The following is a 23714-nucleotide window of genomic DNA, read 5'->3' as shown; positions in this document are numbered from 1 at the left end:
TCCTTGTCGCTGGTGCGCAGTGGATACGATGTGCTGCAATTTTAAGCAAATGAGAAAGCCGCAAGTGGGGGTGAAGGGATTTTCAAGTTGCTGATTTTGCTGGACGTTACCGGCCCTGTGGTTAAGCTTGGTGTGCAACCTTGAGGAACGGAACGCATGCTTGGCCCTGCCATGGCATTTTGGGCTACGGCAACTTGGCGACTGCTGCTGGCGGCATTGCTGCTGATCGGCGCGCCGGGCATGGGCCAGGCTCAAGCTTCAGGCCCGGCCCGCGAAACCTGGGTGATCGCCTGCGACAGTTTCTTCCCGCCTTATAACTGGCTCGATCAGGGCAGGATCACTGGCATGGATGCGGAGATCATTACTGCCCTGGTGCGGCGGGCTGGCGCCGAGCCGCGCTTCGAGCCGGCGCCATGGAACCGGGTGCAGCAGCTCCTCGAACTGGGCCAGATCGATGCTGCCTTCCAGTTTGTCGGCCGACCGGACCGCTTCGAGAAATTCCACATGGTTGGCCCCTTCCGCCATGGCGAGACAGTATTCGCCGTGCCGCGCGATGGCATGCCGGACTGGGATAAACTGGAGGATTTCATACCGTTCAGCATTGGTGTGGTGCAGGGCTACACCTATGGCGCTGCTTTCGATCAGGCGACGTATCTGCGGAAGGAAAGCACTGCCGGCGACAACCGCCTGCTGTTGCGCATGCTGGCGGCGAAACGCGTCGATGCCATCATCGGCGACCGCGTCACCCTGGCCTATCTGGCGCAGCAGGAAGGCTTGCGCGAGGAAATCCGCTTCCTTGGCAAGACGTTTGACCGCGTGGCGCGTTATGTCGCCGTGCCGAAGGCGAAGACGGCTGTGGCCGAACGGCTGCAGCGCGCGCTGGATGCCATGAACGGCGATGGCAGCATCACCCGCATCATGCTGAACTGGGAGTAATCAGGCCGCCAGTACGCGGCCCTGGGGAAAGCGCAGCGTGGCGGCTGTGCCCCGGCGCGGCGCCGAGCGCAGGTCGATGCGCCCGCCATGCAAAGCCATCAGCGAGCGTACGATAGGCAGGCCGAGGCCCATGCCATCTTCCGGCCGTGCCACCATGGCGTTGGCGCGGCCGAATGGCTCGAAGACATGGCGGCGCTCATCCGGCGAAATGCCGCGCCCGGTATCGCTCACCACGATGCTGAGGCCATCGCTTGCCTGTAATGCCGATACCACGATGGAGCCGCCGGGTTCGGTATATTTGATTGCATTGCTGAGCAGGTTGAGCAGCATCTGGCGCAGCAGCAAAGGATCAGCTTTCAGCGCGGCGGTCGGCATGTCGCCGATGCCGATCTGCAATTGCCGCGCGGCGGCCTGGGCGCGCACCAAGTCCACCGCTTCGTTTACCACCTTTACCACGTCGCAGTTTTCTTCGTTCAGCGGCATGGCTTGGGATTCCAGCCGCGCGATCTGCAACACCTGATTCACTAGGCTCAGTAGATGCTCGCCGCTGCGGTGGATATCCTGGCCATAGCGGCGGTAAGTGTCGCTCAGACTGCCCAGCATGCCGGTGGCGATGACCTCGGAAAAACCCAGGATGGCATTGAGCGGCGTACGCAGTTCGTGGCTCATCCGCGCCATGAAATGCCGCTTGGCTTCGTTTGCCGCCTCGGCCCGGTTCAGCGCCCAGCGCACCCGCGCCGCCTCGGCATCGCGTCGGCGCAACAGGGCCAGGATCAACAGCATGAAGCCAACTGTCAGCAGCGTGGCGATGCCACCAAGCGCCAGCGGCAATATCAACTGGCGATGCCACTTGGCCGTGAGATCCTGGAGTTCAACGGCGACAAAGGCGGTGACCGGCAGTTTGTCCAGCATGGCATAGCCGGCCAGCATCGGCGGCACGGTGGCGCCGCCAGTATATTCAATCACGCCGCTAGGTCCCTTGCTGCGGCGCAGGTCATCAAGAAAACCATCAGGCATCCGGGCGCCGAAAAGATTCCGCTCGTTGCTGGCGGTGAACAGCATCAGGCCATCCTGCCGGGCAATGCCGAGATAGGTTGGGGCGGAAATCAGGAAGTCGCTGTAGGCTTCGCGGAAATGCGCCACCGGCACGGCGGCAAGCAGCGCGTCAATGCCATGCCGGTTGGAATCGGTCCGCAGGGTCAGCGTGATCACCGGTCGGCCAGAAACCCGGCTGCTGCTTACGGCAGAAATATAGAGCTGTCCGGGCTCGGCAGATGCCAGCGCCCGCATATATTCGCGGTCGCTGACGTCCACGGCGCTGCTGCGCGGATTGCCCAGCCGCCACAATTTCTGGTCCTCGCCGATCAGGCCGATTTCGATCGGTTCATTGTCGAAACCCTGCATGCGTTCTATCAGGCGTTCGATGGCGGCCATGTCGTTGAGTTCGCTGCCAAGCATGTGGTCTATGCCGGCAAGCAGCACCTGGGCCGTTTCCAACGTCTTGCGCAAATGCGCCTGCAATGCCTTCTGGGCGCCGAATAGTTCGCTTTCGGCATCATGCCGGATCTGGTCGCGGCTGGCGGTTATGCGATGCGCTGCCGTTGCCCAGATACCGGCAACCACCAGAATGGTGAAGACGATGACCGCGGCGCGGGGCACCTGCCACAAACGGCGCAGTTTCCGGATCATCGTCGCCCCCCATTATCGGCAAAGACCGTGGTGTCAGAGCCGGTTATGCGGCGATGGCAGCCACCGCCGTTGCGCCCAGCAGGCGGTCCGGATCCAGGATCGACACCAGTTGCTCGCCGCGCGTTGCCAGGGCGGCGAGGAAGGCATGATCGCTGCCCAGCCCCGTCTGTGGCACCGGCTGCAGATCACCCGGTGCCAGCGACAGTATATCGGAAACTGTGTCAACCAGGAGTCCATAGGTGCCGGCGGCAGCGGCTATCACGATCACAACATGGCTGGGTGTCGGTGGTGTGGCGGCTGCACCAAGCCTTAAACGCAGATCGTAGATCGGTACCACTTCACCGCGCAGGTTGATCACGCCGCGCACATGCGCCGGGCTGTTCGGCAGCGGATTTTCCGCCGTCCAGCCACGGATTTCGCGCACCGTCAGGATATCGAGGGCATAGCTCTCGGTGGCGACGGTGAAGGCGAGGAAGTCGCGCGGGGCATCGCCGGTGAAGGTGGCGAGCAGGGGGGTGGGGCTGTTGGCAGTGGCAATCTCGTTCATGGCTGTTTTCCTTAGAACTCGGTCCACGAGGCGTCGTTCTCGGCTTCGGCCTTGAGCGCGGTGTTGCCAGCCAGTTTCAGAACCGGCTTGGTCGCGGCCTTGGCGGCAGATGTCTTGGCGGCGACCGGCTTGCGGTCATTGGCGACGGCACGCGGCGCCTGAGGCTTGGTGTCAACACGGAAGAACGCGACCAGGCCGGAAAGCTGCTCGGCCTGGGTGGCGAGCTGCTGTGCGGCGGCCGAGGTCTCTTCCACCAGGGCGCCATTGCGCTGGGTGGTTTCATCCATGCCGGCGACGGCGGTGTTGATCTGCTCCAGGCCCACGGCCTGTTCCTGGCTGGCGGCGGCAATTTCGCCAACGATATCGGCTACCTTCTTCACCGCGCCGACGATGTCTTCCAGGCTGGTACCGGCCTGCTGCACCAGGCTGGCGCCCTGGCGCACCTGACCGTTCGACTCGTTGATCAGTGCCTTGATCTCCTTCGAGGCACCGGCCGAACGCTGTGCCAGGCTGCGCACTTCCTGCGCCACGACAGCGAAGCCCTTGCCGGCCTCGCCGGCGCGGGCCGCTTCCACGGAAGCGTTCAGCGCCAGCAGGTTGGTCTGGAAGGCGATCTCGTCGATCAGGCTCATGATTTCGGAAATCTTGCGTGCGCTGTCCTCGATCCGGCCCATGGCCTGCACCGCCTCGCCGACGATGCCGCCGCCCTTGTTCGCCGTTTCGCGCGCTGTGGTGGCGAGCTGGTTGGCGGCCTGGGCATTCTCGGCATTCTGCTTAACCGTGGCGGTGATCTCCTGCATCGAGGCAGCGGTTTCCTCGATATTCGCCGCCTGTGCCTCGGTGCGGCTGGCTAGATCCTGGCTGCCGGCGGAGATTTCGGCGGAAGCATCGCGCACCGCATGGGAGGCCTGGCCGAGCTGGCCGGCGAAATCGCGCAGGGTGGTCGACATGCCGTTGACGCTCTGCTTCAACTCGCCGAACACACCGGCATAATCGCCGTTAACGGTGCGGCTCAGGTCGCCCTCGGCCATGGCGCCGGTGATGCTGGCGAGTTCGCCGGTCATGGTCTGCAGCATGGCGGCCAGGCTGTTGAGCTGCTGGCTCATGGTCAGCAGGAAGCCATCCTTGCCGGCTTCGTCGAGGCGGCTCTGCAGGTCGCCGGCGGCGATGCGGTCGCACAATTCACCGATCTCGGCAATGGCGGCCTTCTCGCGGGCTTCACGCTCGGCGCGGGCCTGCTCGTCGCTCTTGCGCTGTGCCTCGATCTGCGCTTCCGCCTCGGCACGGGCCACCATGTTGTCCTTGAACACGCCCACGGCCTTGGCCATGGCACCGATTTCGTCGCGGCGCTCGGCACCGGCAATCCGGGTTTCCAGGTCGCCGGTGGCCAGCTGGCGCATCGCGGCAGTGATACCGGTGATCGGTCGCGTGATGGTGGCGATGACAATGAACAGCGCCAGCGCCAGCACGATCACCAGGCCGGTAACGCTGCCCCAGATCAGCGCCGGGCGCTGCTGGTTATAGAATACGGTAAGCGCCTCATTCATGTCGTCCGCCGCCTTGGCGTTGCGGTCGCTCACGGTCACCAAAGTGGTGATGATATTCTGGCGCAGCTCGCGGTAATCCTCCCGGTCGGCTTCAAGCTGGGCGGAAATGGTGCTGTCCAGTTCGGCGACGCGGGCGATCTGCTGGCGGCTCTTGATGAAGGCGGCAATCGGCGCCCGGACCTGATCGGTGAAGGCCTGGCGCGATTCTGCCGGCACCTTGGTTTCCCACAGCCCGATCAGTTCCTCAGCCTCCTTGATATGCTGGCGCAGGTCGGCATTGGCGCTCTTCATTTCATCCTGGTTGCGCGCGGTGTAGACACCACGGGTGTCACCGACGATGGCCGTGATCGCCGCATTGACCTTGAGGCTGAGCATGGCGCGCTCGGATACGCTGGACATGGCGTTCGACTGTTCTTCGTAACGGTCGAGGCCATTCACGCCCATGGCGCCAACGCCGATGGTGAGTGCGACCAGCAGGCCGAGTACGATGAAAATGCGGATACCGATGTTGAATCGCGACAGCAGGCGCATAGCTACCCCCTGCCTGCCGGGCAGCCGGCAGGCCTCATAATAGGACCAGAGCGGAGTGCCGATGGTGATGGGGCGGCGCCGGTAACAATCGCGGCCCCCATCGGCGTGATATGCACCCCCCTTCCCGCGGGAGGCGGCCACTCGCCGGGCGGGCAGCAGCCCGAGCAGCGGTTGTGGACGGGGCGGAAAATGGCCGAGCACGGATCATCTCGCAATTGCAAACTCAGACGGGCAGTCATGCATCCGACGCATGCCTAGGCAGCAGCCGTGCTCTGCGCTAATACACCGCCATGACCAGCTTCGTGATCGCAATCGATGGCCCCGTCGCGGCCGGCAAGGGCACCCTGGCGCGGCTTCTGGCCGCCCGTTTCGGCTATGCCTATCTCGATACCGGCGCGCTCTACCGCGCGGTAGGCTCGAAGGTGCTGCGTCTCGGCGGCGACCCGGTGGATGCGGATTTTTCCACGAAAGCTGCGGCAAATCTAAACGCCGACGATCTTGCGGCACCGGATTTGCGCAGCGAGGCGGTGGGGCTGGCGGCCTCCAAAGTGGCGGCGATCCCAGGTGTGCGCGCCGCCTTGCTGGAGTATCAGCGCCGCTATGCTGCCGCGCCCCCGGGCGGCGAGCCGGGAGCCGTACTGGATGGCCGCGATATCGGCACCGTGGTCTGTCCCGATGCGCCGGTAAAGCTGTTCGTTACCGCCAGCGATGAAGTCCGTGCCGACCGCCGGCATAAGGAATTACTGGCGAAAGGCGGGGATGTCGGCTTCGAGCAGGTGCTGGCCGATCTGCGCCGGCGCGACGCCCAGGACAGTTCCCGCGCCGCCGCGCCGCTGAAACCAGCGGTGGATGCCCACTTGCTCGATACCTCGTATTTGGCTATAGATGCCGCCGCCGAGGCGGCAGCAGAGATTGTCGCCCGGGTCCTGGGGCGCTGACGCCTGCCCCGGGTGCTCAATCAAACCCCTCCGCCGCCCTAGCGTCAGCGCCGGACCCGCTTGCATCCCCCGCGGCACAGCCTCCAGGACCATGTCCGCAGGCAGCCGGCAAGCACCAGCCCTCGGGGACTTCAGGAGACAATATGGCTAAACGTAGCGCCGCGGCGGCCCTTCAGGCTGAGCCGATGGAAGTCGAGAATTTTGCCGCCCTGCTGGAAGAGTCTTTCAGCACGTCCAATTCCATGGAAGGTTCCGTGGTCAAGGGCGTTGTGGTCTCGATCGAGAATGATTTTGCCCTGATCGATGTCGGCCTCAAGTGCGAAGGCCGCATCTCGATCAAGGAATTCGCCGCCCCCGGCCAGCCGGCCGAAATCAAGGTTGGTGACGTGGTCGAGGTCTACCTCGAGCGCATCGAGAACGCGATGGGTGAAGCGGTGATCAGCCGCGACAAGGCTCGCCGCGAAGAGGCGTGGGAAAAGCTGGAGCAGGCGTTCAACGCCAACCAGCGGGTCGAAGGCATCCTGTTCGGCAAGGTCAAGGGCGGCTTCACGGTCGACCTGTCCGGCGCCGTCGCCTTCCTGCCCGGCAGCCAGGTCGATGTGCGCCCGGTGCGCGATGTCGGCCCGCTCATGGGCAACCCGATGCAGTTCCAGATCCTCAAGATGGATCGCCGCCGCGGCAATATCGTGGTGTCGCGCCGCGCCGTGCTCGAAGAGAGCCGCGCCGAGGCCCGTTCGGAACTGGTGTCGAACCTCAAGGAAGGTCAGATCCTCGACGGCGTGGTCAAGAACATCACCGATTACGGTGCGTTCGTTGATCTCGGCGGCGTCGACGGCCTGCTGCATGTCACCGACATCGCCTGGCGTCGCGTCAACCACCCGTCCGAGGTGCTGACCATCGGCCAGACCGTCAAGGTACAGGTGATCCGCGTCAATCCGGAAACCCAGCGCATCTCGCTCGGCATGAAGCAGCTCGAGGCGGATCCGTGGGAGGGCGTGAAGTCCAAGTACCCGGTCACCGCGAAGTTCATCGGTCGCGTCACCAACATCACCGACTACGGCGCCTTCGTGGAGCTGGAGCCGGGCGTGGAAGGTCTGGTGCATGTGTCCGAAATGAGCTGGACCAAGAAGAACGTGCATCCGGGCAAGATCGTCTCCACTTCGCAGGAAGTGGAAGTGATGATCCTGGAAGTCGATCCGGCCAAGCGCCGCATCAGCCTGGGCCTGAAGCAGTGCCTCGCCAATCCGTGGGACGCCTTCGCCGACAAGCATCCGATCGGTTCGGTCATCGAGGGCGAGATCAAGAACATCACCGAATTCGGTCTGTTCATCGGTCTCGACGGCCAGGTCGACGGCATGGTGCACCTCTCCGACCTCGACTGGAACAAGGCGGGCGAAGAGGCCATCAAGGAGTACCAGAAGGGCCAGATCGTCAAGGCGCAGGTGCTGGACGTGGATACCGAGAAGGAGCGTATCTCCCTCGGCATCAAGCAGCTCGCCAATGATCCGTTCCAGTCGCTCGGCAGCCTGAAGAAGGGCGATGTCGTCACCTCCACGGTGGTGGCGGTTGATCCGCGCGGCATCACGGTCAGCGTCGGCGACGGCGTGCAGGGCTACATCCGCAAGGCTGAGCTGTCGCGTGACCGCGACGAGCAGCGCCCGGACCGCTTCTCGGTCGGCGACAAGCTGGACGCCAAGATCGTCACCATCGACGGCAAGGCGCGCAAGCTGAGCCTGTCGGTGAAGGCGCGCGAGATCGAGGAAGAGCGCGAAGCGATGGAGCAGTATGGCTCCGCCGATTCGGGTGCCTCGCTCGGCGACATCCTGGGCGCCGCCATGCGCAAGAAGAAGGACGAGGACGCCGCGCAGTAAGCGGTTCCCTCACACCCTGTTTCACGGAAAACCCCGGCGGAGCGATCCGCCGGGGTTTTTCTTTATCTGGTCTGTTCTCCTGGTTTCACCCTCGCGGAAGCGAGGGCCCCATTTCTGTCGGTCAATGGGATACCCGCTTACGCGGGTATGACAGCAGAGTGCTACCCCAGCGTAAACGCCTCATGTACGGCGCTCTGCACGCCGCCGCCCATCACCGCGCCGCCACCGGCAACGTGGATGTAGTCGCCGATGGCCACAGCGCCGAGGCCATGGCGCGGTGTCGGCATCGGCGCATAGGCCTGCCAGCGGTCGCTGCCGAGATCGTAAGCTTCGTTCTGGCCGAAGACCCGGTTGGTGCCTTCGCCGCCCATGATGAAGATCTGGTTGCGGTAGAGCACGGCGCCATGGCCGGAGCGCGCGGTCGGCAGCGGGTTGCGCATGCGCCAGCGGTCCTCCTTGGCATCATAGGTGTGGTGCAGGTTGGAATTGGTGTGGAAGCTGTCCACCCGGCCGCCGATCACATGGATCACGCCATTGGCCACCACGGTGCCGGTATGGTCGCGTGCCGTGGGCAACGGCGCTGCGCTTTCCCATTTGTTGGCCTTCGGGTCATAGACCAGATGCCAGTCGACGGATTTCTTGGTTTCGAAGGTATCGCCGATGGCGCCGCCAATGGCATGGAGGCGGCCATTCAGGGCGACGCAGGCAATCGCCGCGAAAGCCTGCGGCAAGGGGGCGATGCCGCGCCAGGCATTGTTCTCGAACACGAAGCAGAGAGTGTCCGGCTTGCGGTTCTGCTCAACGAAGCCGCCGATGGCATAGAGCCTGCCTTCCAGTACCGCGACGCCGACATGGTTGGCGCCACGCGGCAGCAGCGGTGCATCAATCCAGCGGTTGGCGGCCTGGTCGTAGACATGATGGTAAGGCCGGTCGACGCGCTGCTCGCCATAACCGCCGACAATATGCATCTTGTTGTCCAGCACGGTGGCCCAGGCCATTTCGCTGCGCGGCAGAGGCAGCGGCGCGCGCTCCACCCAGCGGCCCTGATTGGCGGCCTTCGGCGCCGGGCTGTCGGTGACGCGCTGCTCCTGAGCCACCTCCGGCACCGGGATGCGGCCCGGGCGGTCCAGCCGCTCGAACATCGGGCCATGGCCGGCATGCTGCGCCCAGGCGGTTGCAGGGGCGGCGATGGCTGCTGCCCCCATGCCCGCCAGCACGTTTCTGCGCTTGATCATCCGATCCTCCCTGAAATCCGAGACTCAAATCCGCAATCGGGAGAGGCTAAGCCAGGCTGTCTCCGCCGGGAAGCGGGATTCTGTCGGGCTGCTGTTTTAGACGGTCGAGGAGCGGGCCTGGACATCAAGTATCCAGAAGCCGGTGGCTGTGGCGTCACGGATACTGAAAATGCTCCCTAACCCTTGGCGGCGCCCACGGGGTCGAAATAATGCTGGATCATCTTGGCGATCTGGCGGTCGTGGCAGACATATTTCACCGCGATCATGCCATCCTGGGCGGCACGCATCACTTCCGCCTCAGCCTCGAAGGAGATCTGGATTTTCGGGTTCTTGATCCGCACCGTGAGGCGCAGCTTCTCGCCTGTGCTGAGTGATGCGCTGACCGGGCCGAACAGCAGGCCGAGCGCGCTCCAGTTCTTCAGCGGCACCTTCATGCTCTCGACCAGCACATGGTCTTCAGGCCCGCACATGGTGCGCGGGGAGCGGCGCTGCTCGCCAGCCTTGATGGTGCCGATCAGGTGGTCGATCAGCTCGGTGAGTTTCTCGCGGCGATGCTCGGGCAGGCCGGCGGTGCTCAGCTTGTCACGGATCGCCTCGGCCATTTCCAGCTTCTCGGCCTGGCTGGTGGAGGGATCGGCGAAATCCTTCGCCAGATCGCGATGCTCGGCCATGTACTGCACGAATTTCAGCAGGATGTCGCGCGCGCCCTCGCCGATGGTCTGCTCATAGAGCATCAATGCCTGCATCAGCTTCGGTCCGGCATAGATGCCCTGGATCAGGCGGGCGAGATTCTCCCGTGTGACCAGCCGCTTCATGCGTATTTCCATGCGGTCGGCCACGCCGATCTCCACGGCCAGGGCCTGGTCGCGGGTCAGCGTTTCATAGACCAGGCGGGTGGCGCGGAATTCCTCGTTCGGTTCGTCGGCAACGAAGGGGATCGAACTGTCGAGCAGGCGGCGGATCAGCTGCAGCACGGCATCGCGCAACGCCGGCATCGTCTGGCCGTGCATCAGCTGCGTCAGTTTCTCGGCCAGTTCGGTCACGGGTTCTTCCGCCGGCATGGCGAAGCGGGCATCGAGCAGCGAAAGTAATTGCGCAATGCGGTGCAGTGGATTGCGCGCCTTGCCCATCAATTCCGGCACGCCGGTACGGGCCAGCAGGATTTCCGCCAGGGCGGCATCCATGATTTTCAGCGCCTCTGCATCGGCGGTCGGCCGCCGCGGGTCGCCAAGCAGCAGGAAGCAGCGTTCAGCCTTCTCGGTCCAGCCCCGGGTGAAGGCCATGTGGCGGGTCAGGGCGGCGAAGGCTATGCGCTCGCCGTAGAGTGGATCGCTCTGCACCAGTTTCGAGAGGCCGGCGGCATCCACCGGCGGCGGGGGCAGGCGCTTCTCGAATTGCTGCGTCTGGGTCACGGCGCCATTGAGCAAAGCGGTGAGCTTGTTGACGCGGTCGCGCACGCCCTGCTTCAGCGCCTGGGCCTGGGCAATGGCAACGCGCTGCACCAGGGCGCCGAACAGGGTGTCGCTGTTCACCACCATGCGTGCCTGCTCGCTGGAAGACAGAAGTTCAAGCGCGGTGAGCTTGTTCTCCTCCAAGTAATCGGCGGCAGCCCTTGCCACGGCGGCGCGGCCACGCGGACTGTAGAGCTCTTCGGTATTCTCGCAGACGATCAGGGGGCCCTGCGAGGCGGGCGCAGCAGTAACGTTCATACCTCCGTCATAAGCCGAAACCGCGCCGCTGCCGAGTCCGAATGGCCTGCTGGATTTTCAACCACAGCGTGGTTTGTGCTGCCAGGGGGCCTTCCAGGAGGCCAGATTTGCCAAAGTCTGGAATGATGCTTCATACATAATTCATTATTTATTTCAATATCTTGTGGTTCTTTCTCAAAGAATGGAGACCGCAGATGGGCCCACTGCCAATCCGCCGTATAATACATTAGATGATGCAAGAGATTGATTCCGATGGGCGGAATGTAGCGTTTAGTTAGCATTATTGTTGGCGTCTTAACTGGCAGGCTGCGCGAAAAAACGATGAGTGACCTTACCCTTTGCGGCTGGCGTGTAAGCACTGACTGGCCCCTTCCAGAATTGCCGCCCTGGACCGGAGACGACAGGCCGGCTGATGTTTCGATCCGCCTCGGCAAGATAGCCTCGGAGCTATCCGGCACGGTTCAGCGAACGCCGCTGATACAGGTCAACGAGCAGGGTTTGCTGCGCTTCACAGTCAGGAATGTAGCAAACTATCTCGTGCGAGCCGGGCGGGAAGTGATCATTGACACCCCGCATCCGAAGGGTACGCCGGATATTGCCTTGTTTCTCCTCGGCTCAGTGTTGGGGTTCCTGTGCCATCAGCGCGGTATGCTCCCGCTTCATGCAAGCTGCGTGCTCTTTAATGGCAGGGTCATAGCCCTGTCCGGATCGTCAGGCACCGGCAAGTCGACGATGGCTGCCCTGCTTATGGCCCGCGGCGCGCAACTGCTGTCTGATGATGTAACGGTGCTCGATCTTCAAGCCGAAGATGGCCCCACGGTGCTGCCAAGTTTTCCCCGCCAGAAATTGTGGCGTGACACGCTCGATGCTCTTGGCATCGAGCCTGGAAGGCATCTGCGCAGCACGGTCAGCATGGAAAAATTCGATCGGTCAGCTCTTGCTCATTTCAGCCCTGTACCGAGACGGCTTGATGCAATCTATCATCTGCGCTCACGCATGAAGGGGGATGAGCTGCGAGTCATGCCGCTGGATGGCCTGGAAGCGGTCCGGATGTTGTACGACAATATCTATCGCCGTACCGCTGCCAGCCTGCTGGGCTTTGGTGACCGCCAGTTCCAGAATTGCGCATCGCTTTCCAGTGCCGTGCCGCTCTATGCGCTATACCTGCCCGATGGTGTGAAAAAGCTTGTACACGCTGTTCCGCAACTTGAACTGCTGCTGGGGAAGGCTTGATGGAGCCTGTCCGCAGGAAAGGTAATGTCTGGCTGGCTTCCTATCCAAAATCCGGCAATACCTGGATGCGGATTGCACTGACCAGCCTGCGCGACGGCGGCGCCGGGGTGAAGCTCAATCACCTGAAGCGTGGTATCGGAGCCTTTCTGGCCATGCGGTATAGGCTGGATGCGCTGCTTGATATCGATTCATCCGATTTGACGCCTGAAGAAGTGCTGCTGCTAAGGCCGCAAGTCCACGGATTGCTTGATATGGTGGCGGAAAAAGTCAGCGTATGGAAAGTGCATGATTGCTGGGGAAGAACCCAGGATGGCGAGGCAATGTTTCCTGCCGAGGCAACGGCAGCCGCTATCTACCTTGTGCGCGATCCGAGAGATATTGCGGTCTCGTATGCTCATTATTTTGGTATAGATATTGATAAGGCCATAGACCATATGGCGGACCGCTCCTATCGCGTTGCGGCCAGAACTGACGCGAGCCACTTCCATTTGCCGCAGATTTACTCCAGCTGGAGCGAGCATGTCCTCAGCTGGGTCGACCATTCCGGCCTGGCTCCACTAGTACTCAAATACGAGGACATGGTGACGGATATGGGTTTTGCCCTGCGACAGGTTTCAGACCTGATCGGCTGGAACACCAGTGACACGGCGATAGAAGGCGCAGTTGCCAGCACACGTTTCGATCGTCTGCAGGAACAGGAAAGAGCTGTCGGTTTTCCGGAAGTCATGTCCAGGCAGCGGCCCTTTTTCCGCCAGGGAAAAGCCGGGGCATGGCGTGACACGCTCAGTGCCGCGCAAGTTGCCCGCATCGAGGCCGTTCATGGTGCTGTTATGGAACGACTGGGCTATTTGTGAGTGGGTGGGGGCATGTCAAAGGCATGCCTATCCGTTCGAGCCCTCAACCCAGCGGATGAATCGGCCATAATGAATGCCGCGCCCGAACAGGTCGAGCATATCCGATCCCCGGGCCATCGCCGCATCGGCGTCTGCCGGCCAATCCTCCGCCACCGCACGGATACGCGACAGATTGAGCATGTGGCGGGCAGCAGGCGAATTTTCGAGCCGGTCCAACTCGGCCATGAAAACCGGACGAAGCACGGTCAGGCGGTGAAACCAGTTGGCGTCCTGGTAGCCGCGTGCCCGGCTGTCCAGCACGACGGCTGGCAGACGGTCACGCAGCACCTCGCGAGCGAATGACCGTGGCTGGCCGCCGGATTGCCAAAGCTCGGCCGGCAGGGCAAGACAGAATTCCGTCATCCTGCGGTCGCCGAGCGGATCGCGCAGATCGCAGCCCGTTACATAGGAAATGCCTGTCAGCCACTGATTCTGCGCCCAGTTCCTTTCCAGATAGGCAAGCCTCTGGCGGCGGTCGCGATCAGGCCGGTCGGTTGCGGCGCGTACCCGTTCTGTAATCCATCCCGCATCGACAGTAGCTGCCAATGCCTCTGATGCCGAAGAGCGGAGTTGCCAATTCCTGTCGGTGCCGCGCCATCGCCGCACTGCCTTCCGTATTCCGGCCGGGCCAAGGTAGCTCAACAGGTTGCTGCGGATCTGTGGCCAGAGTCTTTGGTCGTGTTGATGTAACCCCCAAAGCTGTTGTGCCAGTGCGATAAACCGGCCCGAACTGGCAAGATCGGCCAGCAGAGCTTCGCTTTTCCAGGACAGGGTGTGGTTGCCGGATATACCGGTGAGTATGACCGAGGCACCAAGTTCCCGCGCCTTTGCATAGAGCGGTTGCCAGGAGCCAAAATTGGTAAAATTCCGCAGCGGCAGGCCACATTCCTGAAATAGCCGGCTGGCATCTTCTTCTCCGGGCGTGATGTCGCCGGCAGGCAGATAATGGGCGTCAATATTTGGATAGAGCGCAGCGGTGGCTCCAGCGAGGGAGGCTTCGTTGTAAATGAGCCTGGGATGGCCACTTGGCAGCGGCGCCGATGGATCGGGAAAAGCCGTAAGCGTATGCAGGCGACCCGGTGCCAGCAGACGGGCCGCCGTTGCCGATACTGCGGCTGAATCGAGGCCACCTGACAGTTGACTGCCCACAGGTCCGATTGCGCGCAGGCTGGCCTTGACTACGCGGTCCAGCATGTCGCGGCCGGCCAGCACATAGTCGCGATTGTCGCGATAGCGGATATGGCGCCCTAGATCAGGCTGCCAGTAGCGGCTTACGGAATACCGGCCCTGCTGCCACACCAGCAAGCCTGCCGGCGGCAGGCGAAAAACACCATGGAACGCCGTGTGATCCGCCGGCATCGGGCGGGCCAGCAGAAGATGGGCCATTGCGATTTCGTCAATCTGCCGCTTGACCCCTGGAAAGCCTAATACCGCCAAGGGGCGTGTGGCAAAACAAAGTCGCCGAGTGTCGTCATGGGCGAAAACAGCCCGTCCGCCGGTCGCGTCTACCGCCAGGATCAGGCGATGGGAGGTCGCATCCCACCAGGCAAACGAGAAGGCGCCAACGAGGCGTAGGCAGGCATCCGTTCCCCATCGTTCCAGCGCTGCCATCAGCAGTGCGGCGTCGCCAAGGCCGGCAGCGCGTGCCGGCTCTATTTCCAGAGCCGCGATCAGGTCGTCGCGGTTGTCCAGCCTGCCATCGAAAACCAGCCGGGAGGTGTCGCCGGCAAAGCTGCCCGGCAGACGGTCCAGGCGATCCTCCGGCGTGAAGGGACGCGGCACATGCGCAAAGGCTGCCCCGGTTCCCCGCCAGACTGTCGGCTTGCCGCCGCCGCCATAAGTTGTCGCGATGTTGCCGAGCCGGTCAGCGCCCGACATACCAGCAAAATCCACGCTGGCTAGGCCAGCAAAAAAAGCCATGCGGCGGGAGTCAGCTCCCGGACGGCGACGGCGAGAACGTGCCATCCCCCGGGGCAATAAGACCGTTATTCTGAGTTGCCGCGACCGGTAAGACTTCAAGGATGGGTGTTTGCCACAGCCGCTTGGTTCCCGCTTGGGGTTTCGCTGCGGTGACCGCCTGTTCAACATCCTTCATTTCAAGCCTCTTCGCCCCTTAACCAGTATCTATGCTTCGCGCCTGCTTGAGCTTGTAATAATATAGCACTGAGTGCTGGCATCGCATAAAAAAAATCACAGCAAAGGTCAAGTTGGTGGTATCCACGCCCGCTATAGCGGCCACAATTAATAGCGAGGAGGACGGGCAGCGATGGGTGCTTCAGGATCCCAGGCAAGCGAGATGTATCAGCGCACAGACAAAATCTTGACGGCAGCCATCAACGACGAACTGGTGATGATGAGCGTGGAACTGGGGCAATATTTTGGCCTCAACTCAGTCGGTCTTCATATTTGGTCGTTGCTGGAGACTCCGAAAAGTTTTGACGCGATCGTCGCGATACTGACCGCCGAATACGATGGCGACGCAGAAGTCATCCGGAGCGAAGTTGCTGTTTTTCTTGCCCGGCTTGAAAGCGAAGGGCTGCTGAAGCACCTCTGAATCTAGCGCCGGGCCCTAGGCTCGAGCAGCGTATCGCGTCGGCTTTGCCATACTGAAGAGTTCCGCCTTCGCGGTTTCACCGGCAACGAAGGCCCGCACCCGTTCGATGACGGCGGGGTCGCTCAGGATGCGGCGATGGCCCATGCCTTCAACGATTTCCAGCCGGGCGCCGCGCCAGGCATCGACGTTGTCGCGGCTATGCTGCAGCGGCACCACGCGGTCGGCGCGGTCATGCACGAACAGGGCGGGTAGGTTGAGGCGGCGCAGCAGCGGTGGCAGGTGCAGTGCCTGCATCGGCCGCCCGGCCAGGCGTTCGATGGCCAGGCGCATGCGCTGGAAGCCGGCTTCGTTGAGGCCAATGAAGCCGGCGATGCCGCGGGCGAAATGCTCCGGATGATTGGGTGAGGCAAGGATCACCGCGCGCTGCGCCACCACGCCCAGTTCGGTCATGGCGATCATCGCTGCCGTGCCGCCCAGCGAATGGGCCACGATGGCTTCCAGCGGCCCAATCAGACGTGCCACGGCGGCTACGGCTTCCGCAAGCTGCGGTATCGGCGCCAGCCTGCCATCAGAACGGCCATGACCCGGCAAGTCGAGCGCCACGACGCGGAAGCCGGACCAGGTGAGGCGGTCGACCAGCGGCGTCATGCCGCGATGGTCATCCTCCCAGCCATGCACCACCAGCACGGTGGGGACCGCCTGGAGATTATGGGGGCCCCAGCTCCAGGCATGCAGTTCGCCGCCATGGAATTCGAGTTCGAACGGCGTGGCGCCACCCTGCGGCTCGGGCAGATGCGCCGGTGCGCGGCGTTGCGGGGTCAGGAATATCCGCGCCGCTCGTTCGGCGGCATAGCCCGGGGCGAAAGTGAAACCGAGGCGGTAGCCGAGCCGCAGGGTGGCGAGACTTAGATATTGCCATACGTTCGTGCTTAATTTTGACAATGGATTTTTGCGGTGATTGCTGCGGGTCATGGGGGGGCTCCTTTTATATTGTATAGAGCTGTCTGGGATCAGGCCGTTGAGACCAGCGCGGCACCATGGCGCGCCAGAATCTGCGAGAAGGCACTTTCGGCATGGCGGCGCCAGTCGGGATCGCGCAGCAGGCGGGCATGCTGCTGTGCTTCCAGGATCAGGCCGTAAAGCTGGAAGGTGATCAGGCCGGCATCGCCGGCAGTGCCAAGATCGCCCTGGCGCATGGCGCGGCGCACGAATTCCTCCAGCGTGCTCACCCATTGCCCGTGGCTCTCGCGCAGCCTGTCCTGCAGTGGGCCGGGCAGATCATCCCATTCGCGCATGGCCGGAATCAGCGGGCAGCCGCCGGGCAGGCCATCGGCCTTTTCCACCCAGTCGAGCCAGAGGCGGAAGATCACCACCAGGCGCGGCAGGCCGCGCGGCGCCTGCAGGCTCGGGGTGAACACGGCAGCGATGAAGCGCGCCATTGCGGCTTCCAGCACCGCCAGCTGCAAACCCTGTTTGTTGCCGAAGGGTAGCACCACGCCCGGCTTGCTCAAGCCCAGCATCTCCGCCAGGCGGCCAAGCGACAGGCCGCGCAGCCCTTCCAGGCTGGCTTCGATCAGTGCGGCATCCAGGATGCGGTCGCGGGTGGGAATGGCAGTAGACATGGGGTTAAATTAACGAACGGTCGTAAAGTTGGCAAGAAAAATTCGGTTTTCAAGGAAAAGTGATCTGAAAGAGGAGGTTAGATGGATTTGGCAGGCCTGGGAGGGGGGCTTAGCCCAGTTTAACTGCCGTGCCGTTGGCAGTGACCATCAGCAGGGTGCGGTCATTGCCGCTGATAGCCTCGTAATCCAGGTCGATGCCGACCACAGCATCCGCGCCGAGCTTCTTGGCTGCCTCGGCCAGATCGTCCAGCGCCTCCTGCTTGGCATCGCCGAGCACGCCTTCGTAGCTCTTGGTGCGGCCGCCGACGATGTCGCGCACGCCGGCGAAGAAATCTTTGAACAGGTTGGTGCCCATCACGGTCTCGCCCGAGACGACGCCGAGATAGGCGGTGATGCGCTTGCCTTCGACGCTGTCGGTGGTGGTCAGGATCATGGCGGGCTCCCTGTGCTTGATGTTGAGCTGGGCTTGATGCTGGGTCGGAGCCTAGCATTGCCCGCCTTGATTTCGCCATGCCCGGGCTTTAAAGCCAAAGCCATGAAAGCTGATCGCCTGACCCGCCGCGCACTGCTTGGTGCTGCCTGCCTCACCGGCCTTGCCGCTTTGCTGCCGCGTGCCGTATCTGCGCAGGCAGGCAAGTTCTCGACGGCGGAAAAGGCCGAGTTGGCGCGGCTTGCCGAGTATTTCAACGGCATCCGCAGCCTGATGGGGCGCTTCCTGCAGATCGGCCCCGATGGCAGTTCCAGCGAGGGCCTGATCGCCATGCAGCGGCCCGGGCGCTTCCGTTTCGAATACGATCCGCCGGCACCGCTGCTGATCGTTTCGGATGGCAGCTACATCACCATGGAAGACCGCCAGCTCAAATCGGTGGACCGCCTGCCGCTGGGCACCACGCCGCTGGATATCCTGGTGCGCGACCAGGTCAGTTTCGAGGACCCGAAGCTGGTGGTGACGCGGCTGGAGCGTGGCGCTGCCGCTTTGCGGGTGACTCTGGCGGAAGCCGGCAAGCAGGGTGACGGCAGCCTGGTGCTGGCCTTTGCCGACAAGCCGCTCGGCTTCACCGGCTGGACGGTGCTTGATGCCCAGGGCAACACCACCACCGTGTCGCTGTCGAATCTGGACCTCAATCCGGCCCTGCCGGAGAGCCTTTTCCGCTATGGCATGCGGCCGGCCCAGCTTCGCGAATTGCAGCGCCGCCGGTAAACTTTTTCGACAACCGCGTTACATTTTGCAATACCCCCGGCAGGCGTCCGCCCAGGGGTGGGACCATTCGTGGAACTTTCGTCTAAAACCCGGATTCACAAGGCCCGGCAAAGGTTGCGGCGGGAGCGAAGGCTGCTATAACCTCGCTCGCACTTCGAACCGAGAACAGCCGGGGTTCCACAGGTTTCCGCAGGGGCCCCCCCAAAACCGAAGGTCCGCATGAATATCCATGAATACCAGGCCAAGAGCCTGCTCGCCAAATACGGTGTCGCGGTGCCCCGCGGCGGCGTCGCGTTCACCCCGGAAGAAGCCGCCAATGTGGCGCGCGAACTCGGCGGTCCGGTTTGGGTCGTGAAGGCCCAGATTCATGCCGGCGGCCGTGGCAAGGGCGGCGGCGTCAAGGTGGTGAAGTCGATCGACGCCGTCACCGACACCTCCAAGGCGATGCTGGGCATGACCCTGGTGACGCACCAGACCGGCCCCGAAGGCAAGGTTGTGAAGCGTCTGTATGTGGAAGAAGGCTGCGACATCAAGCGTGAGCTGTATCTCAGCCTGCTGATCGACCGCGCCACCTCGCGCATTACCGTGATGGCCTCCACCGAAGGCGGCATGGACATCGAGGAAGTGGCCGCCAAGCATCCGAAGAAGATCTTCAAGCTGGCGATCGATCCGGTGACTGGCCTGCAGCCCTTCCATGCCCGCAAGATCGCCTTCGCGCTGAAGCTGAAGGACAAGCAGGTCGGCTCGGCCGTGAAGTTCCTGCAGGCGATGTACCAGGCCTTCGTCGGCCTCGATGCTTCCATCGTCGAGATCAACCCGCTGGTGGTGACCGGCGCCGGTGATCTGATCGCGCTCGATGCCAAGATGAACTTCGACGACAACGCGCTGTTCCGCCACAAGGACGTGGCCGAGATGCGCGACCCGGACGAGGAAGACCCGTCCGAACTCGAAGCCGCCAAGTACGAGCTGAACTATGTGAAGCTCGACGGCAAGATCGGCTGCATGGTGAACGGCGCCGGCCTCGCCATGGCCACCATGGACATCATCAAGCTCTACGGCTCCGAGCCGGCGAACTTCCTCGATGTCGGCGGCGGTGCCACCAAGGAGCGCGTCACCGCGGCCTTCAAGATCATTCTCAAGGACCCGAACGTGAAGGGCATCCTGGTGAACATCTTCGGCGGCATCATGCGGTGCGACGTGATCGCCGAGGGCGTGATCGCCGCGGCCCGCGAAGTGAAGCTCAGTGTGCCGCTGGTGGTTCGCCTCGAAGGCACCAATGTCGAACTGGGCAAGAAGATCATGGCCGAATCCGGCCTGCCGATCATTTCCGGCGACAATCTCGCCGATGCCGCCGCCAAGGTGGTCAAGGCCGTGAAGGAGGCCGCGTAATGGCTGTTCTCGTCAACAAGGACACCAAGGTCATCTGCCAGGGTATCACCGGCAGCCAGGGTACCTTCCATTCCGAACAGGCGATTGCCTACGGCACCAAGATGGTCGGCGGCGTCACGCCCGGCAAGGGCGGCAGCCAGCATATCGGCCTGCCGGTGTTCGACACCGTGGCCGACGCGGTGAAGAAGACCAAGGCCACCGCCAGCGTGATCTACGTGCCGCCGCCGTTCGCGGCTGACTCGATCCTGGAAGCCATCGACGCCCAGCTCAAGCTGGTGGTCTGCATCACCGAGGGCATCCCGGTGATCGACATGGTGCGCGTGAAGCGCGCCCTGCAGGGCTCCAAGACCCGCCTGATCGGTCCGAACTGCCCGGGCATCATCACGCCGGGCGAATGCAAGATCGGCATCATGCCGGGTCATATCCATCGCCGCGGCAAGGTCGGCATCGTGTCGCGTTCCGGCACGCTGACCTATGAAGCGGTGGCGCAGACCACGGCGGCCGGCCTGGGCCAGACCACCTGCATCGGCATCGGCGGTGATCCGGTCAACGGCACCAACTTCATCGACTGCCTCGACATGTTCCTCAAGGACCCCGAGACCGAAGCCATCATCATGATCGGCGAGATCGGCGGTTCGGCCGAGGAAGAGGCCGCCGAATTCATGCGCAAGAACAAGGTGAAGAAGCCGACTGTCGGCTTCATCGCCGGTCGCACGGCGCCTCCGGGCCGCCGCATGGGCCATGCCGGCGCCATCATTTCTGGCGGCAAGGGCGACGCTGAAACCAAGCTCGAAGCCATGCGCTCGGCGGGCATCCGCATTTCGGACAGCCCGGCGGCGCTCGGCACCACCCTGGTCGATCTGTTGAACGGGAAGTAACGGCAACACTCTGCAGAGGGCGGCGCCGGCCAACAAGCGGCGCCGCGATACAGCCCCATGACGGCGCAACTCGAACGCACCCAGTTCCTCTACGGCGGCAACAGCTCCTTCGTGGAGGAGCTGTACGGCAAGTTCGTCGCCGATCCCAACAGCGTCGACGCTTCGTGGCGCGAGTTCTTCTCCGGCCTTGGCGAAGGTTTCGCCAAGCCGGCGGAGGCTCAGACCCGGCCGTCGTGGCAGCCGGTGCCGCCGCTGGTGCAGCTTGAGGATGAAGGCCTGCTCGGCAATCAGGGCAAGGCCGCCAAGGCTGCCGAGAAGGCACTGAAGGGCGGTGCCACTGCCGCCGATGCGCGCGCCGCAGCACTCGATACCATCCGTGCCGCGATGCTGATCCGCAATTACCGCATCCGTGGCCATCTCATGGCCAGCCTGGACCCGCTGGGCATCCAGGCGCCGGGTGCGCACCCGGAGCTGGAGCCGTCCAGCTACGGCTTTTCCGACGCCGATCTCGACCGCCCGATCTTCATCGATCACATGCTTGGTCTTGAAACCGCGTCCTTGCGCGAAATCCTCGCCATCCTGCGCCGCACCTACTGCTCCACCATCGGCGTGGAGTTCATGCATATCTATCACCAGGAGCAGAAGTCCTGGATCCAGGCCCGCATCGAAGGCCGCGACAAGGAAGTGCATTTCACGCCCGAGGGCAAGAAGGCGATCCTGAACAAGCTGGTGGAAGCCGAAATCTTCGAGCGCTTCTGCCACATGAAGTTCACCGGCACCAAGCGGTTCGGCCTTGAGGGCGGCGAGGCGCTGATCCCGGCGTTGGAAGCCATCATCAAGCGCGGCGGCCAGATGGGCCTGAAGGATATCGAGCTCGGCATGCCGCATCGCGGACGCCTCAATCTGCTCGGTAACGTGATGGCCAAGCCGTATCGTGCCATTTTCTCCGAATTCAAGGGCATGGCCTACCACCCGGATGACTTCCAGGGCTCGGGCGATGTGAAGTACCACCTCGGCGTTTCCTCGGACCGCGAATTCGATGGCAACAAGGTGCATCTCTCGCTGGCGGCGAATCCGTCGCATCTCGAAATCATCAATCCGGTCTGCCTCGGCAAGTCGCGCGCCAAGCAGACTCAGATGGGGGATACCGAACGCGGCCAGGTGATGTCGGTGCTGCTGCATGGCGATGCCGCATTCGCCGGCCAGGGCGTGGTGGCGGAATGTTTCGCGCTGTCCGAACTGCGTGGCTACCGTACCGGCGGCACCATCCACATCATCGTCAACAACCAGATCGGCTTCACCACCAACCCGAGCTACTCGCGCTCTTCGCCCTATCCCTCGGATGGCGCCAAGGTGGTGCAGGCACCGATCTTCCATGTGAACGGCGATGACCCGGAAGCCGTGACCCATGTGGCGAAGATCGCCACCGAATTCCGCCAGACCTTCAAGAAGGACGTGGTGATCGATCTGTTCTGTTATCGCCGCCATGGCCATAACGAAACCGACGATCCGTCCTTCACCCAGCCGATCATGTACCGTACCATCGCGTCGCATCCGACGACGCGGCAGCTCTACTCGAAGCGGCTGGTGGACGAAAACACGATCTCCGAGGCCGATGCCGAGGCGATGGTGACCAACTTCCAGAACCGCCTGGAAGACGAACTCGAAGCCTCGAAGTCGTTCAAGCCGAACAAGGCCGATTGGCTGGAAGGCAAGTGGGCGGGCCTGGAAGTGGCGTCGGGCGATGACCGCCGCGGTTCCACCGCCGTGGAGCTGGATACCCTGCGCAAAGTCGGTGCCACCATCACCACGGTGCCGGAAGGCTTCAACATCCATAAGACGCTGACTCGTCAGCTCGCCACCAAGAAGGCGATGATTGATAACGGCGAGGGCATCGACTGGGCCACGGCGGAAGCCCTGGCTTTCGGCTCGCTGCAGCTTGAAGGCCATGGCGTGCGCCTCTCGGGCCAGGATTGCGGCCGTGGCACTTTCAGCCAGCGTCATTCGGTGTGGCATGACCAGCAGACCGAGGAGCGCTATGTGCCGCTCAACAACCTCGGCGAGGGCTCGGCCAATTACGAAGTGATCGACAGCCTGCTCTCCGAAGTGGCCGTGCTCGGCTACGATTACGGCTACAGCCTGGCGGATCCGAACACCCTGACCATCTGGGAAGGCCAGTTCGGCGATTTCGCCAATGGCGCGCAGGTGGTGGTGGACCAGTTCATCTCATCCGGCGAAGCCAAGTGGATGCGCATGTCGGGCCTCGTCATGCTGCTGCCGCATGGCTACGAAGGCCAGGGGCCGGAGCATAGTTCGGCCCGCCTTGAGCGGTATCTTCAGCTCTGCGCCGAAGACAACATGCAGGTGGCGAACTGCACCACGCCGGCCAATTACTTCCACATCCTGCGCCGGCAGTTGAAGCGCAACTTCCGCAAGCCGCTGGTGCTGATGACGCCGAAGTCGCTGCTGCGCCACAAGCTGGCGGTGTCGAAGCTCAGCGATATGGGGCCGGGTTCGTCGTTCCATCGCGTGCTGTGGGACGACAAGCAGCCGGCGGCGGATGACAAGATCAAGCGCGTCATCCTCTGCACCGGCAAGGTCTACTACGATCTCTTCGAGGAGCGCGAGAAGCGCGAATTGAAGGATACCGTGATCCTGCGCATCGAACAGCTCTATCCCTTCCCGCACAAGGCGCTGGCGGCCGAACTGGGCCGCTACAAGAACGCCAAGATTGTGGTCTGGGCGCAGGAAGAGCCGAAGAACATGGGCGCCTGGACTTTTGTCGAGCCGTTTCTTGAGAAGGTGCAGGTCGAGATCGGCCTCAAGGCCAAGCGCCCGGTCTATGCCGGCCGCGTCGAGGCCGCTTCCCCGGCCACTGGCCTGATGAGCAAGCATAACCAGCAACAGGCGAAGCTGGTGGATGACGCGCTGACCGCGTGAT

The 23714-nt window shown here is 62.9% G+C and carries 19 protein-coding genes; 10 read left to right on the top strand and 9 right to left on the bottom strand.

The features are described 5' to 3' along the window. Nucleotides 1-156 precede the first annotated feature (156 nt). Complete coding sequence (locus tag ACQY7X_RS03395) at nt 157-936, top strand: substrate-binding periplasmic protein (RefSeq protein WP_428248442.1); 780 nt, start codon at nt 157-159, stop codon at nt 934-936. Here ACQY7X_RS03395 and ACQY7X_RS03390 read toward each other — a convergent pair whose 3' ends face one another. Genes ACQY7X_RS03390 through ACQY7X_RS03380 form a run of 3 tightly spaced genes read right to left on the bottom strand, consistent with a single transcriptional unit; the run spans nt 937 to nt 5250 of the window. Beyond that, nucleotides 937-2625: a sensor histidine kinase gene (locus tag ACQY7X_RS03390; protein ID WP_428248441.1), complete on the bottom strand. Its 1689-nt coding sequence runs from the start codon at nt 2623-2625 to the stop codon at nt 937-939. Between the two features lie 43 nt (nt 2626-2668). Then, a complete protein-coding gene (locus ACQY7X_RS03385; protein ID WP_428248440.1) occupies nt 2669-3172 on the bottom strand; it encodes a chemotaxis protein CheW in 504 nt (167 codons plus the stop codon). 11 nt (nt 3173-3183) lie between these two features. Beyond that, the gene (locus tag ACQY7X_RS03380; RefSeq protein ID WP_428248439.1) at nt 3184-5250 is read right to left on the bottom strand and encodes a methyl-accepting chemotaxis protein; all 2067 of its coding nucleotides are present in this window, start codon (nt 5248-5250) and stop codon (nt 3184-3186) included. A 290-nt stretch (nt 5251-5540) separates the two neighbouring features. Between ACQY7X_RS03380 and cmk the strand changes: the two genes are divergently transcribed. Next, nucleotides 5541-6188: a (d)CMP kinase gene (cmk, locus tag ACQY7X_RS03375; RefSeq protein ID WP_428248438.1), complete on the top strand. Its 648-nt coding sequence runs from the start codon at nt 5541-5543 to the stop codon at nt 6186-6188. A 143-nt stretch (nt 6189-6331) separates the two neighbouring features. Beyond that, nucleotides 6332-8059: a 30S ribosomal protein S1 gene (rpsA, locus tag ACQY7X_RS03370; protein ID WP_428248437.1), complete on the top strand. Its 1728-nt coding sequence runs from the start codon at nt 6332-6334 to the stop codon at nt 8057-8059. 161 nt (nt 8060-8220) lie between these two features. Here the strand turns inward: rpsA and ACQY7X_RS03365 are convergent, their stop codons facing one another. Beyond that, nucleotides 8221-9294 carry a Kelch repeat-containing protein gene (locus ACQY7X_RS03365; protein ID WP_428248436.1) on the bottom strand — a complete coding sequence of 358 codons (1074 nt, stop codon included), beginning with the start codon at nt 9292-9294 and terminating at the stop codon, nt 8221-8223. 176 nt (nt 9295-9470) lie between these two features. Beyond that, nucleotides 9471-11003, bottom strand: a complete 1533-nt coding sequence (locus ACQY7X_RS03360; RefSeq protein ID WP_428248435.1) for a hypothetical protein — start codon at nt 11001-11003, stop codon at nt 9471-9473. Nucleotides 11004-11324: 321 nt separating this feature from the next. Between ACQY7X_RS03360 and ACQY7X_RS03355 the strand changes: the two genes are divergently transcribed. After that, the gene (locus ACQY7X_RS03355; protein WP_428248434.1) at nt 11325-12236 is read left to right on the top strand and encodes a hypothetical protein; all 912 of its coding nucleotides are present in this window, start codon (nt 11325-11327) and stop codon (nt 12234-12236) included. Then, a complete protein-coding gene (locus tag ACQY7X_RS03350) occupies nt 12236-13090 on the top strand; it encodes a sulfotransferase domain-containing protein (protein ID WP_428248433.1) in 855 nt (284 codons plus the stop codon). The genes ACQY7X_RS03355 and ACQY7X_RS03350 overlap by 1 nt, the downstream gene beginning before the upstream one ends. A 27-nt stretch (nt 13091-13117) precedes the next feature. On the opposite strand, the gene ACQY7X_RS03345 is transcribed toward ACQY7X_RS03350, so the two are convergent. After that, entirely contained in the window at nt 13118-15007 is a 1890-nt protein-coding gene (locus tag ACQY7X_RS03345; protein WP_428248432.1) for an asparagine synthetase B family protein, read from the bottom strand. Nucleotides 15008-15425: 418 nt separating this feature from the next. On the opposite strand from ACQY7X_RS03345, the gene ACQY7X_RS03340 reads away from it, so the two are divergent. Further along, nucleotides 15426-15683: a PqqD family peptide modification chaperone gene (locus ACQY7X_RS03340; protein ID WP_428248431.1), complete on the top strand. Its 258-nt coding sequence runs from the start codon at nt 15426-15428 to the stop codon at nt 15681-15683. A gap of 15 nt (nt 15684-15698) precedes the next feature. On the opposite strand, the gene ACQY7X_RS03335 is transcribed toward ACQY7X_RS03340, so the two are convergent. From ACQY7X_RS03335 to ACQY7X_RS03325, 3 genes are all read right to left on the bottom strand, one after another. Then, nucleotides 15699-16655 carry an alpha/beta hydrolase gene (locus ACQY7X_RS03335; protein ID WP_428248430.1) on the bottom strand — a complete coding sequence of 319 codons (957 nt, stop codon included), beginning with the start codon at nt 16653-16655 and terminating at the stop codon, nt 15699-15701. A gap of 38 nt (nt 16656-16693) precedes the next feature. Beyond that, entirely contained in the window at nt 16694-17305 is a 612-nt protein-coding gene (locus ACQY7X_RS03330) for a TetR/AcrR family transcriptional regulator (RefSeq protein WP_428248429.1), read from the bottom strand. 109 nt (nt 17306-17414) lie between these two features. Further along, on the bottom strand, nt 17415-17738 hold the full coding sequence (locus ACQY7X_RS03325; protein ID WP_428248428.1) for a YbjQ family protein: 324 nt from the start codon (nt 17736-17738) through the stop codon (nt 17415-17417). A gap of 102 nt (nt 17739-17840) precedes the next feature. Between ACQY7X_RS03325 and ACQY7X_RS03320 the strand changes: the two genes are divergently transcribed. The 4 genes from ACQY7X_RS03320 (at nt 17841) to ACQY7X_RS03305 (ending at nt 23713) form a co-directional block, all read left to right on the top strand. Then, a complete protein-coding gene (locus ACQY7X_RS03320; protein ID WP_428248427.1) occupies nt 17841-18506 on the top strand; it encodes a LolA family protein in 666 nt (221 codons plus the stop codon). 219 nt (nt 18507-18725) lie between these two features. After that, a complete protein-coding gene (sucC, locus tag ACQY7X_RS03315) occupies nt 18726-19895 on the top strand; it encodes an ADP-forming succinate--CoA ligase subunit beta (protein ID WP_428248426.1) in 1170 nt (389 codons plus the stop codon). Then, entirely contained in the window at nt 19895-20773 is an 879-nt protein-coding gene (sucD, locus tag ACQY7X_RS03310) for a succinate--CoA ligase subunit alpha (RefSeq protein ID WP_428248425.1), read from the top strand. The genes sucC and sucD overlap by 1 nt, the downstream gene beginning before the upstream one ends. Before the next feature lie 57 nt (nt 20774-20830). Next, a complete protein-coding gene (locus ACQY7X_RS03305; RefSeq protein ID WP_428248424.1) occupies nt 20831-23713 on the top strand; it encodes a 2-oxoglutarate dehydrogenase E1 component in 2883 nt (960 codons plus the stop codon). Nucleotide 23714: the final 1 nt, after the last annotated feature.

The sequence above is a fragment of the Ferrovibrio sp. genome, assembly GCF_965278975.1.
Classification (GTDB): domain Bacteria; phylum Pseudomonadota; class Alphaproteobacteria; order Ferrovibrionales; family Ferrovibrionaceae; genus Ferrovibrio.
The sequence above is the reverse complement of the archived record's forward strand: the minus strand, read 5'-3'. Positions and strand labels throughout refer to the sequence as shown.

What these genes read in the sequence shown, in the direction of transcription:
- ACQY7X_RS03395 (WP_428248442.1), top strand. Translation starts at nt 157, where the DNA reads ATGCTTGGCCCTGCCATGGCATTTTGGGCTACGGCAACTTGGCGACTG.
- ACQY7X_RS03390 (WP_428248441.1), bottom strand. Translation starts at nt 2,625, where the DNA reads ATGATCCGGAAACTGCGCCGTTTGTGGCAGGTGCCCCGCGCCGCGGTC.
- ACQY7X_RS03385 (WP_428248440.1), bottom strand. Translation starts at nt 3,172, where the DNA reads ATGAACGAGATTGCCACTGCCAACAGCCCCACCCCCCTGCTCGCCACC.
- ACQY7X_RS03380 (WP_428248439.1), bottom strand. Translation starts at nt 5,250, where the DNA reads ATGCGCCTGCTGTCGCGATTCAACATCGGTATCCGCATTTTCATCGTA.
- cmk (WP_428248438.1), top strand. Translation starts at nt 5,541, where the DNA reads ATGACCAGCTTCGTGATCGCAATCGATGGCCCCGTCGCGGCCGGCAAG.
- rpsA (WP_428248437.1), top strand. Translation starts at nt 6,332, where the DNA reads ATGGCTAAACGTAGCGCCGCGGCGGCCCTTCAGGCTGAGCCGATGGAA.
- ACQY7X_RS03365 (WP_428248436.1), bottom strand. Translation starts at nt 9,294, where the DNA reads ATGATCAAGCGCAGAAACGTGCTGGCGGGCATGGGGGCAGCAGCCATC.
- ACQY7X_RS03360 (WP_428248435.1), bottom strand. Translation starts at nt 11,003, where the DNA reads ATGAACGTTACTGCTGCGCCCGCCTCGCAGGGCCCCCTGATCGTCTGC.
- ACQY7X_RS03355 (WP_428248434.1), top strand. Translation starts at nt 11,325, where the DNA reads ATGAGTGACCTTACCCTTTGCGGCTGGCGTGTAAGCACTGACTGGCCC.
- ACQY7X_RS03350 (WP_428248433.1), top strand. Translation starts at nt 12,236, where the DNA reads ATGGAGCCTGTCCGCAGGAAAGGTAATGTCTGGCTGGCTTCCTATCCA.
- ACQY7X_RS03345 (WP_428248432.1), bottom strand. Translation starts at nt 15,007, where the DNA reads ATGTCGGGCGCTGACCGGCTCGGCAACATCGCGACAACTTATGGCGGC.
- ACQY7X_RS03340 (WP_428248431.1), top strand. Translation starts at nt 15,426, where the DNA reads ATGTATCAGCGCACAGACAAAATCTTGACGGCAGCCATCAACGACGAA.
- ACQY7X_RS03335 (WP_428248430.1), bottom strand. Translation starts at nt 16,655, where the DNA reads ATGACCCGCAGCAATCACCGCAAAAATCCATTGTCAAAATTAAGCACG.
- ACQY7X_RS03330 (WP_428248429.1), bottom strand. Translation starts at nt 17,305, where the DNA reads ATGTCTACTGCCATTCCCACCCGCGACCGCATCCTGGATGCCGCACTG.
- ACQY7X_RS03325 (WP_428248428.1), bottom strand. Translation starts at nt 17,738, where the DNA reads ATGATCCTGACCACCACCGACAGCGTCGAAGGCAAGCGCATCACCGCC.
- ACQY7X_RS03320 (WP_428248427.1), top strand. Translation starts at nt 17,841, where the DNA reads ATGAAAGCTGATCGCCTGACCCGCCGCGCACTGCTTGGTGCTGCCTGC.
- sucC (WP_428248426.1), top strand. Translation starts at nt 18,726, where the DNA reads ATGAATATCCATGAATACCAGGCCAAGAGCCTGCTCGCCAAATACGGT.
- sucD (WP_428248425.1), top strand. Translation starts at nt 19,895, where the DNA reads ATGGCTGTTCTCGTCAACAAGGACACCAAGGTCATCTGCCAGGGTATC.
- ACQY7X_RS03305 (WP_428248424.1), top strand. Translation starts at nt 20,831, where the DNA reads ATGACGGCGCAACTCGAACGCACCCAGTTCCTCTACGGCGGCAACAGC.